Source organism: Parabacteroides sp. AF17-3, from assembly GCF_003635445.1.
GTDB classification, from domain to species: Bacteria; Bacteroidota; Bacteroidia; order Bacteroidales; family Tannerellaceae; genus Parabacteroides; species Parabacteroides goldsteinii.
Map to the genome: position 1 here is coordinate 1 of NZ_QTMM01000027.1, position 15009 is coordinate 15009.

Genomic DNA, 15009 nt, shown 5'->3' on the forward strand with positions numbered 1-15009 from the left:
GAACTTTTGGTTACTTTTCTTTCAAGAGAAAAGTAACATTCAAAACTGATAAGATGTGAAACTCTCAAATAGGATAATAACTAAATAGAAATGTTTAAACAAATCGCTTTACCATACTTCCTCTTGCCGCTTCTCCTGGCCCTACTTTTTATGGGAGGCCTGGTGTACGGTGCCGTTTCCATCCCGCTGGAGAGCGTGATCGATATCCTTCTGGGGAAAGACGTGGGCCGGCCCGCCTGGCAGAATATCATCTTGCAATCCCGTTTCCCGCAGGCGGTTACGGCTTTGCTTGCCGGAGCCTCGCTGGCTACCAGCGGCCTGTTATTGCAGACTCTGTTCCGTAACCCGCTGGCAGGCCCTTCCATCCTGGGGATCAGCGACGGGGCAAACCTGGGAGTCGCGGCCATCATGCTCTATTTCGGCGGGACGCTCAGTATGGTGACGGAGTTGCCCATCAGCGGTTACCTGGCGGTTATTATCGCTGCCTTTGCCGGTGCCGCTTGTATCCTGGGACTGATCATCTGGTTTTCGGCAAAGGTGAAGAGCAATGTCATGCTGCTGATCATCGGTATCATGATCGGTTACCTGGCCTCTTCCCTGATCTCCGTCCTGAATTACTATGCCTCGACGGATAAGGTGCACGCCTTCGTCATGTGGGGCCTCGGCAATTTCTCCGGCGTATCGCTGATGCAACTGCCTTATTTCCTCCTGTTCACGTTGACCGGACTGCTGCTGGCAATCCTCTTGATAAAGCCGTTGAACGCCCTGCTACTGGGCGAAATGTATGCGGCCAACCTGGGGATCAAGATCAAGCGGACCCGTATTGCCATCCTGTTCTGTACCGGTTTACTGACGGCTACGACGACCGCTTTCTGTGGCCCGATCTCCTTCATCGGACTTGCCGTGCCGCATATCGCCCGTCTGATGCTGGGTTCGTCCAACCATAAGATGCTGGTGCCCGTCACGATGCTTGCCGGTTCCTGTATCGCCCTGTTGTGTAATATACTGATGGTGATGCCCGGAACCAATAATATACTCCCGTTGAATGCCGTAACCCCCATGCTGGGTGCGCCGGTCATTATTTATGTGATTGTGAATCGTAAAAATATCCAATACTTCGACTGATGAATATGCAAGAACCTGTAATAGAAGCCAGCCGCCTCAGTATTGGCTACCTGCTGAAAGGCGGAAAGCGCAAGGTCATCCACGACGACCTGAACCTGCGCCTGCGACCGGGCGAAGTCACCTGCCTTCTCGGACTGAACGGTGCCGGAAAGTCAACGTTGCTGCGCACGCTCTGCGGTTTCCAGCCTCCCTTGAGCGGCGAGATCCGCCTGATGGGAAAACCGTTGTCTTCCTACTCTCAAAGCAACTTTTCACTGACGGTAGGTGTTGTACTGACGGAAAAGACGAATGCGGGCGGCATCACCGTTTACGAACTGGTGTCTTTGGGCCGTCATCCGTACACCGGTTTCTTCGGACAGTTGAAGAAAACCGATAGGGAGATTATCGAACAATCGCTGACGGCAGCCGGCATTGCCCATAAAGCACAAAACTACGTATCCGAACTGAGCGACGGAGAACGGCAGAAGGCCATGATCGCCAAAGCCCTGGCACAACAATGCCCGATCATCCTGCTGGACGAGCCGACGGCTTTCCTCGACGTTACCAGCCGGATCGAGACCATGGTGCTGCTGCATAAGCTGGCCGTAGAACAACATAAAGCGATCCTGCTTTCCACCCACGACCTCGACCTGGCGATCCAGATGGGTGATTGCCTCTGGCTACAGGAAAAAGGCCGTCCGATGGCGTGCGGTACGCCCGAAGACCTGATCCTGAGCGGCGCCTTCGAGTCTTTCTTCGGAAAAGAAGGGATTGTCTTCGATCCGTCAACCGGAAAACTGAATACGAAGGCACCCGTCGAACCGATAGGAGTGGAGGGCGACTTCCTTGTATCCTATTGGGTAGGCAATGCTATGATCCGTAACGGCTTCCGTCCTTCGGCAGTGAAAGACGGACAGCTCAATATCAACTGCCTCGACGCCCGTCATCTGTCACTGACCCTGCCCGGAGGGGAGGTGAAGGTCTTATCCGGGGTGGCAGCACTGGTCGAAACGGTAAGGAGAGTAGGACCGATCCCTACTGTTCGCACACTGCCGCATCCCGATGTGGAACACAACTGCATCCCGGTGCGGTAGCCAGCCGCATCCTGATGCGGAACTTCACCGCATCCCGGTGCGGTATCATGCGAACAGCAGGGGGCGACACCTCTCTCCTTGCCGGAGCAGCCTGCCAGCATAAGGGCGGGCGTGGTAACCTCCTTGGTGCACAGGGAGGAAAGGATGAATAGAACGAAAGTATAACAAGATAAGTGTAGATGAATTATGGCAAATGAAATAATCGGACGGCTGGAGAACGAGAAAGTGAGCCGCCTGCTGTTACAATATGCTATCCCGGCGGTGATCGGGACGATGGTAAATGCTTTGTATAATATTGTGGACCGTGTCTTTATCGGTCAGGGAGTCGGTGCGCTGGCTATTGCCGGACTGACGCTGACCTTCCCGATCTTGCTCTTCTTGCAGGCATTCGGCATGCTGGTGGGAGCAGGTGCGGCTACCCGTGTCTCCATCCATCTGGGGCGGAAAGCGAACGAGATGGCGGAAAAGGTCCTGGGAAATGCCTTTACGCTGACATTCATTATTACGATCATCACGGTCGTCCCCTGTATGATCTGGATGGAAGACCTCCTACTGGCCTTTGGCGGAAGCGAACAAACGATTCCTTATGCCAAAGACTACCTGAATATTGTGGTCCCCGGAACGATCCTGACTTCGCTCAGCTTTGGTTTCAACGCTGTCATGCGTGCATCCGGCTATCCGAAGAAGGCCATGTTTACCATGCTGATCGGAGCGATAGCCAACGTGATACTCGACCCGATCTTTATCTTCTGGCTGGATATGGGTATCCGGGGAGCGGCCATCGCAACGATCATCTCCATGCTGCTCAGTACCCTGTTCGTCATGAACCATTTTATTCAGAAAGACAGCATTGTCCGTTTCCATAAAGGTACTTTCAAACTGGAGGGCCATGTGGTATGGAATATCCTGACGATCGGTGTTTCGCCTTTCGCCATGCAGTTGGCGGGCAGCCTGGTTGTCGTTATCCAGAACTACGCCTTGAAACAATATGGCGGCGACCTGGCTTTGGGGGCCAACGGTATCATCACCAGCGTCGGGATGCTTCTGGTGATGTTGATTATCGGTATTGCGCAGGGGATGCAGCCGATTGTCGGCTTCAACTATGGGGCCGGTCAGCATAAGCGCGTGCAGGATACCCTGTGGCTGGTCATTATCACATCGACCGTTATTATGGGGATCGGTTGCCTGTGCAGTGTCCTGTTTCCGGAAATAATAGCCCGGGCCTTTACCAACGACCCCGAACTGATTGAGGTGACGGCAAACGGTTTGCGTATCAGCCTGCTCGTTTTCGTGGTGGTCGGTTCGCAGATCTCCATCAGCCAGTTTTTCCAGAGTATCGGTATTGCCTGGAAAGCGATGTTCCTGAGCCTGAGCCGTCAGTGTCTTTTCCTGATTCCTGCCCTTTTGACATTCCCGCATGTGTGGGGACTGGACGGGGTGTGGTACGCTTCGCCGTTTTCAGACTTCATTGCGGCCGTAACTGCCTGGGGTTTCCTGTGGTACCATGTTAAAAACATAAAAAGTAAGGGGATAAATTGAACTTACCGGCACGTTATTTGTCTATATATACAAAAAGAGATATATTTGACGCGGATGGCCTGGCTAAGAAAAATGTACATTGATGTTTTAATCCGCGTTATCTGTATCATCCGCGTCAAAAATATCTCGGTATCCGATTAACAATTAAAAAGAATAGAAGTATGAAAAGAGTATTATTATTGCTAGCTGTCCTGCTGTTTAGTGCCGGTTCAGGGACAATGATGGCACAACAGGATAAAGCAGCCGAGAAAGCTGCCAAGAAAGCAGAGAAAGAAGCCCGTAAAGCAGCCGAAGAAGCTGAAAATATGGCATTGTTCGAACAAGCCGTCCAGGCTCTTAACGACAAGGACTTCGTGCTCGAAGCCGATCGTGTGGAATTTAAACGCGGACGTTTTGTTTATGTCACTCCGAGTACCAACTTCGTCTCTATGGATGGCAACCGCGCAACTATCCAGTTGGCATTCAACGGAGCTTACGCAGGTCCTAACGGTATCGGTGGAATCACTGTAGAAGGAAACGCTTCGAATGTGGAAATGAAGACCGATAAGAAAGGCAATATTACTTTCAGTATGATGGTACAAGGCGTAGCCGTTTCGGCAAACGTGACTTTCCGTATGGTGAAAGGTTCCAACAAATGTACGGCCACTGTCAGTCCTAACTTCAACAGCAACCGTATTTCATTTACCGGTACCCTGTATCCGACCGAACAGTCTAACGTGTTTAAGGGACGTTCCATTTAACGTAACAGATAACACAGATAACACAGATCGAGCAGATTGACGCAGATATTTTAATTAATAAATCTGTGTTCATCTGCTCGATCTATGTTATCTGCGTGCTATTTGTATTTTAAACGATCACTCTGCCTGATTACTTCTTTATCTGGTCTACCGTGTGGAACAGCATGATCTGTAAAACCGGATTGGCGTCGTCATCGAGTGTTTCGATCAGTTTTTTCAATTCGGCATCGCCATGTTTACCTTCGGCTTCCTGTAAGGCGTAGACCTGGCGGGTACGTACGGCAATATGGCTATTCTGTGTCGTGTTCCAGTTGGTGATGTGCGGATAATCGTCCATCAGCGTCCAGTATGAATTGCCCGGATAGTCGGTCATCTTGTAGATTTGGTTGTCTTTCTTGTCATAGATGTAGTAATGCTCGTCGACATACGGCTTATACGAATGGCAACGCAGGATATAGAACATCAGGTAACGCTCGGTCTCGATCGTCGGATGCACCTGGGCAAAAGTGGTGGGATATTTGCTTTGGTCGATGATACGCGGAATGACCTGCAAGTCTTGCCGGATTTCAAAGATGGTATCATTGCCCAAATTAGCCATAAAGGCCCCTTTAGGACTCTTTACCAGGCTTCCGTAGGCCAGACGCCCGTGGCTATCGTGAGGCAGTTGGGTTGGGAAGCGGATCGGTAATTTTTTTACCGTGCTTCCGTCTTCTTTGCGGACGACCGAATAGCGCGGACCTCCCGGATTGTATCTGAAATAATTGAGCAGGAGCGAGTCGTTGAGGATCGTGATCTCTTTCGCTTTGTTGAGGAAGGTACGTTTGAAGTTCCCTTCGAGGTCGTAGACATACGTGCATCCTTTCTTTAGGTTGGCATCCTGAACGAAGATCTCTTTCCGGAGGGTATCGACGGCATAGCTGCTTATATAGCTGTATTCGCCCGGTCCTCCGCCCTTATGGTCGATTTTCCGGACCAGGCTGCCGTCTCTTTTGAATATATAAATAGCCGCTTGCTCTTCTTGTGCGTAGATGAAGTCGTTAGTCAGCAAATATTCGTTGCCCTCGCATGTCCCGATTTGCCTCAGAAGCGTACTGTCGTTGGTCTCCAGTGGTATATACAACGCATCGGAGAGATCGCTCAGGCGGATATTCGTTTCCGGATAATTCTCTTCTACATTAAAAAAGATAGGTTTTTCTCCTTCATACCAGATGGGAGCGGCCGGCAGTATTGTTGTTTCTGCCGTTTCTTCTCCGTTATCCGGTTGTGCGGCGGAATCTTTTTTCGTACCTGAGCAACCGGTTGCCAGGAAAAAAGTAAAAAATAGAAGAGGTAATGTTTTCATGTTGTAGTCTGTTATAAAGTTGGCGTAATATAAGAATAAAGAAGAGTCAGGCAATGCCTATGGCCGTTTTTTATACTTATTCGTCTCGTATATAAAGATATTTTGTAGATTTGTTCTCATTTATTAATTCTATTTATTCAGTAATTATGCAATTATCAATCGACCAAAAAGACATAGACAAATTCATCATGATAGGCGACAAGGTGCTTATCAAGCCGAAGAATCCGCAGAGTCAGACTAAATCAGGCCTTTACCTGCCGCCCACCGTACAGCAGGAGAAGATACAAAGCGGCTATATCATCAAGGTAGGTCCCGGTTTTCCGCTACCTTCGCAGAAGGAAGAGCATGAAGTATGGGAGAAGAAGGAAGACGAAGCCGTCCATTATCTGCCTTTGCAGGCGCACGAAGGCGATCTGGCTGTTTATCTGCAGAATGCCGCCTACGAGATTAAGTTTAACGACGAAAAGTTCCTGATCGTGCCCCATTCGGCGATTTTAATGCTGCTTCGCGACGAAGGATTGTTCGAATAAAGCCTTTTTCTTTGGCAAAATACTAATAGATTCACTTTTTTGATATATTTTTGCAAGCAAATCAACAAAATAAACTATCAACAGTAGCGATTAGAATGAATAAAATTGTAAGTAAAGAACATTTCTCTGCCAATGTCGTGAAGCTGGAAGTGGAGGCTCCTCTGATTGCCCGCTCACGCAAAGCCGGTCACTTTGTGATCGTGAAGGTGGGAGAGAAAGGTGAACGTATCCCTTTAACCATTGCAGGTGCAGATACTCAGAAAGGAACCATCACACTTGTGATTCAGGCTGTAGGCGGTTCATCCAAGAAGATCTGCGATTTGAACGTAGGCGATTATATTACCGACCTGGTAGGTCCGCTGGGACAGGCTACCCATATCGAAAAGGTAGGTACCGTAGTTTGCGCCGGAGGTGGTGTAGGTGTAGCCCCGCTGCTGCCTATCGTTGAGGCTTTTCATAAGGCAGGCAACCGGGTGATCGTTGTTCTGGCGGCCCGTACGAAAGACCTGGTGATTCTGGAAGAACAGATGAGTGCAAACTCAGACGAAGTGATCGTTATGACCGACGACGGCTCATACGGTACCCAGGGACTGGTAACAAACGGCGTAGAAAGTGTCATCAACCGTGAGAAGGTAGACCTTTGTGTAACCATCGGCCCGGCCATCATGATGAAATTCGTTTCAGCCCTTACAAAGAAATATGAGATACCTACTGTCGCTTCGTTGAACACGATCATGGTAGACGGAACCGGCATGTGTGGTGCTTGCCGTATCACGGTAGGCGGAAAGACCAAGTTTGTCTGTGTGGACGGACCGGAGTTCGATGCCCACCAGGTTGATTTCGATGAGATGCTTATGCGTCTGGGTGCTTATAAAGATATTGAAAAGAAATAACCACTGAAACAAATGACAACAGCAGAATTAATTGCAGCCCGCCGTTCCGAACCCTGGAGAGAAGAACTGCGCAAAAGCAAAAAAAATAAAGAACGCACGGATATTCCCCGTGTAGAAATGAATGAACTGGATGCCGAATACCGTAGTCATACCCGCCTGGAAGAGGTAAACCTGGGATTGACGAAGGAACAGGCCATGCAGGAGGCACAACGCTGCCTCGACTGCCCGAATCCGACCTGTATGGAAGGCTGTCCGGTAAGTATCAATATTCCGACGTTTATCAAGAATATCGAACGGGGTGAATTTCTGGAAGCGGCTAGGGTCCTGAAAGAAACCAGTGCCCTGCCTGCCGTTTGCGGCCGTGTATGTCCGCAGGAAAAGCAGTGCGAAAGCAAATGTATCCACTTGAAGATGAAAAAGGCTCCTGTTGCTATCGGTTATCTGGAGCGTTTCGCAGCCGACTACGAACGGGAGAGTGGTAATATCTCCGTACCGGAGGTAGCAGAAAAGAACGGTATCAAGGTCGCCGTAATCGGTTCCGGTCCTGCCGGATTGTCTTTTGCCGGTGATATGGCAAAACGCGGATACGACGTGACGGTGTTCGAGGCGCTGCACGAGATTGGCGGCGTATTGAAATACGGTATTCCCGAATTCCGTTTGCCGAATAAGATTGTAGACGTGGAAATCGAAGGCCTGCGTAAGATGGGAGTGAAGTTCGTCACGAACTGCATCGTCGGAAAGACTATCAGTTATGACGACCTGCATGAAGAAGGCTTCAAAGGCTTCTTTGCAGCCAGCGGTGCCGGTCTGCCTAACTTTATGAATATACCGGGCGAAAACCTGATTGGTGTCATGTCGTCCAACGAATACCTGACACGTGTCAACCTGATGGATGCCGCCAATCCGGAGAGCGATACGCCGGTATTGCAAGGCAAGAAAGTGGCCGTAATCGGTGGTGGTAACACGGCGATGGACTCTGTACGTACAGCCCGCCGCCTGGGAGCCGAACGTGCTATGATTGTTTACCGTCGTAGCGAAGAGGAAATGCCTGCTCGTGTGGAAGAAGTAAAACATGCCAAGGAAGAAGGTGTGGAATTTATGACACTGCATAATCCTATCGAATATATCGGTGATGAAAGGGGACGTGTCAAACAGATGCGTTTGCAGAAGATGGAGCTGGGCGAACCGGATGCTTCCGGACGTCGTCGTCCGGTGGCTATCGAAGGAGCCATCGATATCATTGATGTGGACGAAGTAATCGTCAGCGTTGGTGTTTCTCCTAACCCGCTTATCCCGCGTGCCTTCAGCGGCCTGGAAGTAAGCAAATGGGGAACAATCGTAGTCGACCAGGATACCATGCGTTCCGCTTTGCCGGATGTATATGCCGGAGGCGATATCGTTCGTGGTGGTGCAACCGTAATCCTGGCCATGGGCGACGGTCGTAAGGCTGCTGCCGCGATGGATGCCGGCTTACAAGGAAAATAATCCGTATCTGATAAAGATAAGGCCCGGTCTGATTGCAGGTCGGGCTTTTTTATTGTTTGTGAAAAAAACGTCAAAATAACTGTTATAAGCCGAATTTTAAGCGCTTACATCCGAAATGTTATTGGAATGTTGAATTAATTCTTATATTTGCGTCTAATGGATTATTCAGAAAAGACATATAGAGAGGTAAAGAAGATATTTATACAATAGTTATAAATATTGGTGTGTCTATGAAGGGAGGGCTGTGGCAGAAATGCTATGGCCCTTTTTGTTAAATTGTAAATATGATATTGTTTGCAACTAATTAATAGTTACATTTGCAAAAAGATTAACCAAATGGGGACTAAAGAAAAACTTATAGAACGTTTTAAGGCTTTACCGTCAGATTTCACATTTGATGAATTAGAAAAGTTTTTAAAATGTTTTGGCTATGAAAAATCGAATAAAGGCAAAACGTCTGGTTCGAGGGTGGTTTATAAGAATAAGGATAAACGTCCGATCATGCTGCATAAGCCGCATCCGGGCGATATCATTAAGACATACGCCATGAAGCAGGTATTAAATGATTTGATTGAAGCAGGATTTATTAAATGAAGGAGGCTACGATGAATACATTAACTTATAAAGATTATATCGGCTCTGTTAATTTCAGCGAGAAAGATAATGTCTTCTTTGGAAAGGTAGAAGGCATTAATGCGCTTGTGAATTTCGAGGGAGAAAGCGTGAGTGAATTACGGAAGGCTTTTCAAGAGGCTGTAGATGATTATCTGGCATATTGCGAAGAGGAAGGCATTGAGCCTCATAAAAGCTATTCAGGTTCTTTGAATGTGCGTATTTCGCCCGAAATTCATAATAAAATAGCCATGCTGGCTAAACAAGCAGGGATTTCTATAAATGCATTTATAAAAGAAGCATTGGAAAAACAAGTAGCATCTTCGTTCTGACACACGGCCTCGCTTTTAGAGCGGGGTTTTTTTGTTATCTCTTTTTGCAAAATAAAAAGCCCCGATATTGCAAGCAATACCGAGGCCTTTTGGAAGCGAGCGGAAGACGGGACTCGAACCCGCGACCCTAACCTTGGCAAGGTTATGCTCTACCAACTGAGCTACTTCCGCAATTAAATCAAACTGTACTCGAAGCGGGACTTGAACCCGCACAGCCGCAATGGCCAAAGGATTTTAAGTCCTTCGTGTCTACCGATTCCACCATTCGAGCATCCCTTCTCTTAGAGATGAGCGGAAGACGGGACTCGAACCCGCGACCCTAACCTTGGCAAGGTTATGCTCTACCAACTGAGCTACTTCCGCATTGTTTTCGTTTGCGTGTGCAAAGGTAGACGAAATTTTTGTATTTGCAAACATTTGACTAAAAAAATCTCTTTAGAGGATGATTTTTTTAATACCGGATTAATAATTTGTTCCCCTGCTGAGTGACATCGAATCTCGTTAATGCAAATTCTGACGGGCCATCTGACGGAGTTCCAGTACCATACGCTATTTCGTATTTGGTTCCGCACTTGGGGCATTCTGCCCAGCCGGTATTGTCAGCTTTGACCATTGTATTTTTATTTGCTTCGTGAGGACAGCAGAGGTCATAGGCATAATACTTGGTGTTACCGTTGGAATCGAATCCGCTAACTACCAGTACTCCCGAATATCCGAGCTGTGTACCGTAGTTCTGACCGCTGGTAGATGTTATTTCTTTAAAATTAAGAGCACCTACCAGGTCCTTGTCTTTGTAGGTCAAATCCAGTTCCAGATATACCCGTGCATAAGGAATGTTCGAGACGTTTACCTTATTGCACGACATCGCCAACAGTACTACCAAACAAAAAAATATTCTTTTCATATAATTATGCTAACAGTTCCTTTTCTGCTTCGTTTACTTTACTAAACGAGAAACCGTCAATAATATTTTGCATCAGAGCAGAAATACTATCATTGCATAGATTACCGATACTACCTTCGTGCGTATGGCTGACCGCTTTATTCGGAGTGAATTTGCCCGCTTCTATATTCAGACCGACCTGTTTGTAAGCGTCGCGGAAAGGCACACCCTCCAATACGAGGCGGTTCACCTCTTCTACGCTGAACAACAAGGCATATTTGTCATCTTCCAGAATATGGTCGTTCACCTTCACTTCGCGCATCATGTGTGTTACCATGCGGATACAATCCTTCAGTTCGTCGAAAGCAGGCAGGAACACCTCTTTGATGATCTGCAAGTCGCGGAAATAACCCGACGGCAGGTTGTTGCATATTAATGTAATCTGCTGCGGAAGGCCCTGTATCTTGTTGCATTTTGCGCGAGTCAGTTCGAATACGTCCGGATTCTTTTTATGCGGCATGATGCTCGAACCTGTCGTAAACTGGTCCGGCAATTTGATGAATCCAAAGTTCTGGCTGTTGAACATGCAAGCATCGAAGGCCAGTTTTGAAAGCGTTGCGGCAATGCCCGCCATAGCGAAAGCCACCGTACGTTCCATCTTGCCGCGTCCCATCTGTGCATAGACAACATTATAGTCCATCGAGTCGAAGCCCAGCAGGTCGGTTGTCATCTGGCGATTCAGCGGGAAAGACGAACCATATCCGGCTGCCGAACCCAGCGGGTTACGGTTGCAAACCTTATAGGCTGCCTGCATCATCTGCAAATCATCCGCCAGGCTCTCGGCATACGCCCCGAACCACAGGCCGAACGATGAAGGCATCGCAATCTGTAAATGCGTATACCCCGGCATCAGCACTTCTTTGTAACGGTTACTCTGGCTGATCAGCACCTCGAACAAGCCGTTCGTCAGTTCTACCAACTCCCGGATTTGTGCACGCGTGTACAGTTTCAAATCCAGCAGCACCTGGTCGTTGCGCGAACGTCCGCTATGTATCTTTTTGCCGATATCGCCCAGGCGGCGTGTCAGCATCAGTTCCACCTGCGAATGGACGTCTTCCACGCCCTCTTCGATCACGAACTCACCGCGGTCGGCCACGGCATAGATGTTTTTCAGCTCCGCCAGCAGAACCGTCAGTTCTTCTTTTGCGAGCAACCCGATGCTTTCCAGCATCGTTATATGAGCCATCGAGCCAAGAACGTCGTATTTAGCCAGGTAAAGGTCCATCTCGCGGTCCTTACCAACGGTAAATGTTTCGACTTCCTTGTCTACCTGTACATTTTTTTCCCAAAGTTTCTGAGCCATAATGCGGAGAATTAATAGGGCAGGGAGGCAATCACAGTTGATATTTTGTCGAGAGCGTCCTGCAACGGTTTTGATACCATTGGTTTGATAAACGGGTTCAGATCGGCGCGTATCGTCATTTTTAATCGCGTATCGGCCTCTTCCACTTGTTTCAGTTGAATCCACAAGAAGAGTGGCACGGGCGAGTTGGTTGTAGTAAATTTGATTGTTTTGTTCGGTTCGCGTTCTACGATCTGAAAAGTTATTTTACCTACGGGATCGACAGCGAAACTGCAAGAGTCGCTGTCGAACTCGAAGTCTTTGATTTTATCTTGTGGAATGCGGTCCTTCACCCGTTCCAGGTTGGAAAGGTCGGACAGCATTGCATAGACACGATCCTCGTTATAGGGGATCGTTTTGATCTCACTTACAAATTCTGTCATTCCGGGTCATTTATGATTAAACACCAGGATTCCAGTTTGAGGGATCCTTACGCCATTCTTGGAGGATTGAAATTTCGGATTCGTCGATATAATCCGTGCGTACGGCTTCTTCCAGGACTGCATCGTAATTGCTCAAGGTTGTCAACTGTACTTTTGCATCTTTGAATGCTTCTACAGCAACAGGGAATCCATATGTAAAGATAGCAACCATACCGACCACATCGCAACCGAAATTACGTACTGCTTGTACGGCTTTCAGACTGCTTCCTCCGGTCGATACCAAGTCTTCGATGATGACAACTTTCGAACCCGGTTTCAGTTCACCTTCGATCAGGTTTTCCAGTCCGTGATCTTTTGGGGTAGCACGAATATAAACAAATGGAAGTCCAAGCAAATCGGCTACTAATGCACCCTGTGCGATAGCCCCTGTGGCTACACCTGCGATAGCATCTGCGTTTTCATATTTTTCGCTGATTACGCGTGCCAGTTCCAATTTGATGAAACTACGAACAGCCGGATAAGAAAGCGTCTTTCTGTTATCATTATAAATGGGTGATCTCCAGCCTGAAGCCCAAGTGAACGGATTTGCCGGTTGTAATTTAACGGCTTTAATCTTTAATAATTTTTCTGCAACTAATCTTTCCAGTGTTTTCATACAATCCTACATATATATTTATATCAGTCTGCAAAAGTAGGTAAACAGAATGAGATAACCTTGTAGAACCTGAAAAAAATGAGGGGGTAAAAAGATGTTATTAAAAATAAAAAGGCCACCGGCCAGCCTTCGGGAGGCGTTGACCGGCAGCCTTATCCCTATGGCAGCCGCAGCCGTATCCTAAGGGATAGTTTCAAATACAGGGTGATCCCTTTCCGTGCCAGGCGGAACAGTAGGGCTGGGATAAGTTTTAGTAACGATAGCCGTTTTATCATCTGTTGACGGTTTAAAATGAAACAAAAAATTAAGCAAAGCAAGAATGAATTCGATGATTCGTTTGAATTTGGACATGGTCGTTTTAGGATTAAATGAATGATTAAATAATAATCTCAACAATCGCCCGTACCGTCTTCTCCATTTGGATCAGGCTTTGGCGGTAGGTTTCGCGGTCGTCGCCGTTTAGTTCGCTGATATACGGGCTGTAGGCTATCTCGCGGGCATAGGCTTCCGGGTTGTTGCTGGCCTGCCAGGCGGTACGGTAGTTGTTGCGGATCAGGCGGGCGAAGTCGAGAAAGGAATTTTCGCGGGTGTCGTACCGGCGGAAATCCAGGGAGTAGCTGCCGGTGTTCACTGTCGTTTTACCACCGTGCCAGTACTGGTTGCTGCAACCGTAGGCCGTCAGACCGAAATAATTGTTACTGCCCGTTGCCAGTTTGCTCATTCCCCATCCGCTTTCGAAGGCAGCCTGTGCCAGTATCACGGTGGGATTCATGTTGAAAGAGGCTCCCGCGGACACGGCGGCCTGCAGGGAGTTCTTGACGAAGTTGATTTGTTGTGCTGTCATAGTTTTTAATTGAAAATTGAAGATTGAAAATTAAAAATTACTCAATTTCCGGGCGGTCGCTTCCACCTCCGCTTCCGCCGCCTTCCGGTGTTTCCTGCTCCTTGCCGATGCGTTCGAGGCTTACTTTTTCGATCATGGCGCGCAGCTTATCGCCGGGGGTGAAGATGATTTTCGGTTTACGGATCATGTTGGCTTGAAAATCTTTTTCTTCGACTGTTCCGGAACTACCGATCGACAACCGGAAATTACCTAGTCTTCCAAGTTGAACAACTTCGTTGCGGAGTAAAGCTTCTTCCATCGCACGAATCAGGCCGAGAACAACCAGTGCCACGTCGCCGTCGCTCGCTGTGGAACGGTCGGCTATCAATTCACAGATGGAGTCGAAATCCATCATTCCGCTCACCGGAGCAGATGCGTAATAACGTTTCGCATCTGCCGTCGCTCCTTGGGTAAGGTCTTTTTTCAAGACCAGTTTGTACTTTACTGACATGCTGTTAAATGTTTAAGGGTTAGTGTAATAAGAACTTGTTTCTGAACTACATTGCAAAGATAATACAGGCTTTCTCCTTCATGGGAGGCTGCGGGATGGTGCGTAATGTTCAGTATGTATTTTTTATTTGATAAATATTCGTCTTTTGCGGAACAACGTATTGATATAATGCTTATATTGTGGTGTGTTAATATTATAATTTATAAATAATTATGGAAGACAAAAAAACAGAAGTTTCTCCCTGGAGGAGAGCCTATGGCGTAACGGAATTCGCCCAACTGTATTTTCCCGGTCACACGCCGGTTGTTGCCTATAAACGTATGTGGGAATGGATACGCACCTCCCGTGGATTGAAAGCCAAGCTGGAGGCCGTAAACTCGAACATATGGTTCGTTACTCCGGTTGCATCTGCTTTGATCTTGATGATGTGTTGTTGCCACCTGAGCAAATTCTCAGCCAGGCTGCGCAACTCGGTTATGTGAAAGCCGGGCATATCAGTCCTTCCCATACGGGAAACAAACTCTTCGTGCTGGTGGACAGCGATCAGGAACATCATCTGCAAGCATTCGAACAGGTACGGGCGATGATCGAGAAAGACCTTCCCGGTGTAACGGTGGATATCTCCGGCAAGGATGCCAACCGCGGTTGTTTTGCCAGCTATGATCCGGATGCTTTTTATAA

Annotated in this window: 18 protein-coding genes and 3 tRNA genes; 11 read left to right on the forward strand and 10 right to left on the reverse strand. The window is 47.9% G+C overall.

Annotation, left to right across the window (positions count from 1 at the left end; genetic code table 11):
* The first annotated feature begins 90 nt into the window (after positions 1-90).
* The 4 genes from DWW91_RS26130 to DWW91_RS26145 all read left to right on the forward strand — a co-directional run bounded on the left by DWW91_RS26130 (position 91) and on the right by DWW91_RS26145 (position 4477).
* A complete protein-coding gene (locus DWW91_RS26130; RefSeq protein WP_010801948.1) occupies positions 91-1125 on the forward strand; it encodes an iron ABC transporter permease in 1035 nt (344 codons plus the stop codon).
* Positions 1125-2198: an ABC transporter ATP-binding protein gene (locus tag DWW91_RS26135; RefSeq protein ID WP_122329311.1), complete on the forward strand. Its 1074-nt coding sequence runs from the start codon at positions 1125-1127 to the stop codon at positions 2196-2198. The genes DWW91_RS26130 and DWW91_RS26135 overlap by 1 nt, the downstream gene beginning before the upstream one ends.
* Positions 2199-2384: 186 nt before the next feature.
* Positions 2385-3737 (forward strand): MATE family efflux transporter, encoded by a 1353-nt coding sequence (locus DWW91_RS26140; RefSeq protein WP_007655003.1) that lies wholly within the window; start codon positions 2385-2387, stop codon positions 3735-3737.
* A 161-nt stretch (positions 3738-3898) separates the two neighbouring features.
* On the forward strand, positions 3899-4477 hold the full coding sequence (locus DWW91_RS26145) for a DUF4251 domain-containing protein (protein ID WP_010801951.1): 579 nt from the start codon (positions 3899-3901) through the stop codon (positions 4475-4477).
* Positions 4478-4607: 130 nt separating this feature from the next.
* Here the strand turns inward: DWW91_RS26145 and DWW91_RS26150 are convergent, their stop codons facing one another.
* Entirely contained in the window at positions 4608-5819 is a 1212-nt protein-coding gene (locus DWW91_RS26150; RefSeq protein WP_122329312.1) for a 6-bladed beta-propeller, read from the reverse strand.
* 146 nt (positions 5820-5965) lie between these two features.
* Here DWW91_RS26150 and DWW91_RS26155 point away from each other — a divergent pair, with 146 nt between their 5' ends.
* The 5 genes from DWW91_RS26155 to DWW91_RS26175 all read left to right on the forward strand — a co-directional run bounded on the left by DWW91_RS26155 (position 5966) and on the right by DWW91_RS26175 (position 9671).
* Positions 5966-6349, forward strand: a complete 384-nt coding sequence (locus DWW91_RS26155) for a co-chaperone GroES family protein (RefSeq protein ID WP_007654999.1) — start codon at positions 5966-5968, stop codon at positions 6347-6349.
* Between the two features lie 95 nt (positions 6350-6444).
* Positions 6445-7242, forward strand: coding sequence for a sulfide/dihydroorotate dehydrogenase-like FAD/NAD-binding protein (locus DWW91_RS26160; protein WP_007654998.1), 798 nt, complete (start codon positions 6445-6447; stop codon positions 7240-7242).
* A 12-nt stretch (positions 7243-7254) separates the two neighbouring features.
* Positions 7255-8727, forward strand: a complete 1473-nt coding sequence (gltA, locus tag DWW91_RS26165) for an NADPH-dependent glutamate synthase (protein WP_122329313.1) — start codon at positions 7255-7257, stop codon at positions 8725-8727.
* A gap of 336 nt (positions 8728-9063) precedes the next feature.
* The gene (locus DWW91_RS26170; RefSeq protein ID WP_122329314.1) at positions 9064-9321 is read left to right on the forward strand and encodes a type II toxin-antitoxin system HicA family toxin; all 258 of its coding nucleotides are present in this window, start codon (positions 9064-9066) and stop codon (positions 9319-9321) included.
* A gap of 11 nt (positions 9322-9332) precedes the next feature.
* Positions 9333-9671, forward strand: coding sequence for a type II toxin-antitoxin system HicB family antitoxin (locus DWW91_RS26175; protein WP_007654992.1), 339 nt, complete (start codon positions 9333-9335; stop codon positions 9669-9671).
* A gap of 98 nt (positions 9672-9769) precedes the next feature.
* On the opposite strand, the gene DWW91_RS26180 is transcribed toward DWW91_RS26175, so the two are convergent.
* The 9 genes from DWW91_RS26180 to DWW91_RS26220 form a co-directional block, all read right to left on the reverse strand.
* Positions 9770-9842 (reverse strand) — tRNA-Gly (locus DWW91_RS26180).
* A gap of 15 nt (positions 9843-9857) precedes the next feature.
* A tRNA-Leu gene (locus DWW91_RS26185) sits at positions 9858-9942 on the reverse strand.
* A 19-nt stretch (positions 9943-9961) separates the two neighbouring features.
* Positions 9962-10034, reverse strand: a tRNA-Gly gene (locus DWW91_RS26190).
* Positions 10035-10122: 88 nt separating this feature from the next.
* A complete protein-coding gene (locus tag DWW91_RS26195; RefSeq protein ID WP_122329315.1) occupies positions 10123-10575 on the reverse strand; it encodes a hypothetical protein in 453 nt (150 codons plus the stop codon).
* A 4-nt stretch (positions 10576-10579) separates the two neighbouring features.
* Entirely contained in the window at positions 10580-11917 is a 1338-nt protein-coding gene (gene argH, locus DWW91_RS26200) for an argininosuccinate lyase (protein WP_007654988.1), read from the reverse strand.
* Positions 11918-11928: 11 nt separating this feature from the next.
* Entirely contained in the window at positions 11929-12339 is a 411-nt protein-coding gene (locus DWW91_RS26205) for a hypothetical protein (RefSeq protein ID WP_007654986.1), read from the reverse strand.
* A 16-nt stretch (positions 12340-12355) separates the two neighbouring features.
* On the reverse strand, positions 12356-12994 hold the full coding sequence (gene pyrE / locus DWW91_RS26210) for an orotate phosphoribosyltransferase (protein ID WP_007654984.1): 639 nt from the start codon (positions 12992-12994) through the stop codon (positions 12356-12358).
* A gap of 376 nt (positions 12995-13370) precedes the next feature.
* Complete coding sequence (locus tag DWW91_RS26215; RefSeq protein WP_122329316.1) at positions 13371-13838, reverse strand: glucosaminidase domain-containing protein; 468 nt, start codon at positions 13836-13838, stop codon at positions 13371-13373.
* Positions 13839-13875: 37 nt separating this feature from the next.
* The gene (locus tag DWW91_RS26220; RefSeq protein ID WP_010801959.1) at positions 13876-14328 is read right to left on the reverse strand and encodes an HU family DNA-binding protein; all 453 of its coding nucleotides are present in this window, start codon (positions 14326-14328) and stop codon (positions 13876-13878) included.
* 212 nt (positions 14329-14540) lie between these two features.
* Between DWW91_RS26220 and DWW91_RS28240 the strand changes: the two genes are divergently transcribed.
* A complete protein-coding gene (locus DWW91_RS28240; RefSeq protein ID WP_233584580.1) occupies positions 14541-14810 on the forward strand; it encodes a DUF4248 domain-containing protein in 270 nt (89 codons plus the stop codon).
* On the forward strand, positions 14714-15009 hold a 296-nt coding region (locus DWW91_RS28245; protein ID WP_305036968.1), incomplete at its 3' end, for a BT4734/BF3469 family protein. The genes DWW91_RS28240 and DWW91_RS28245, both read left to right, overlap by 97 nt.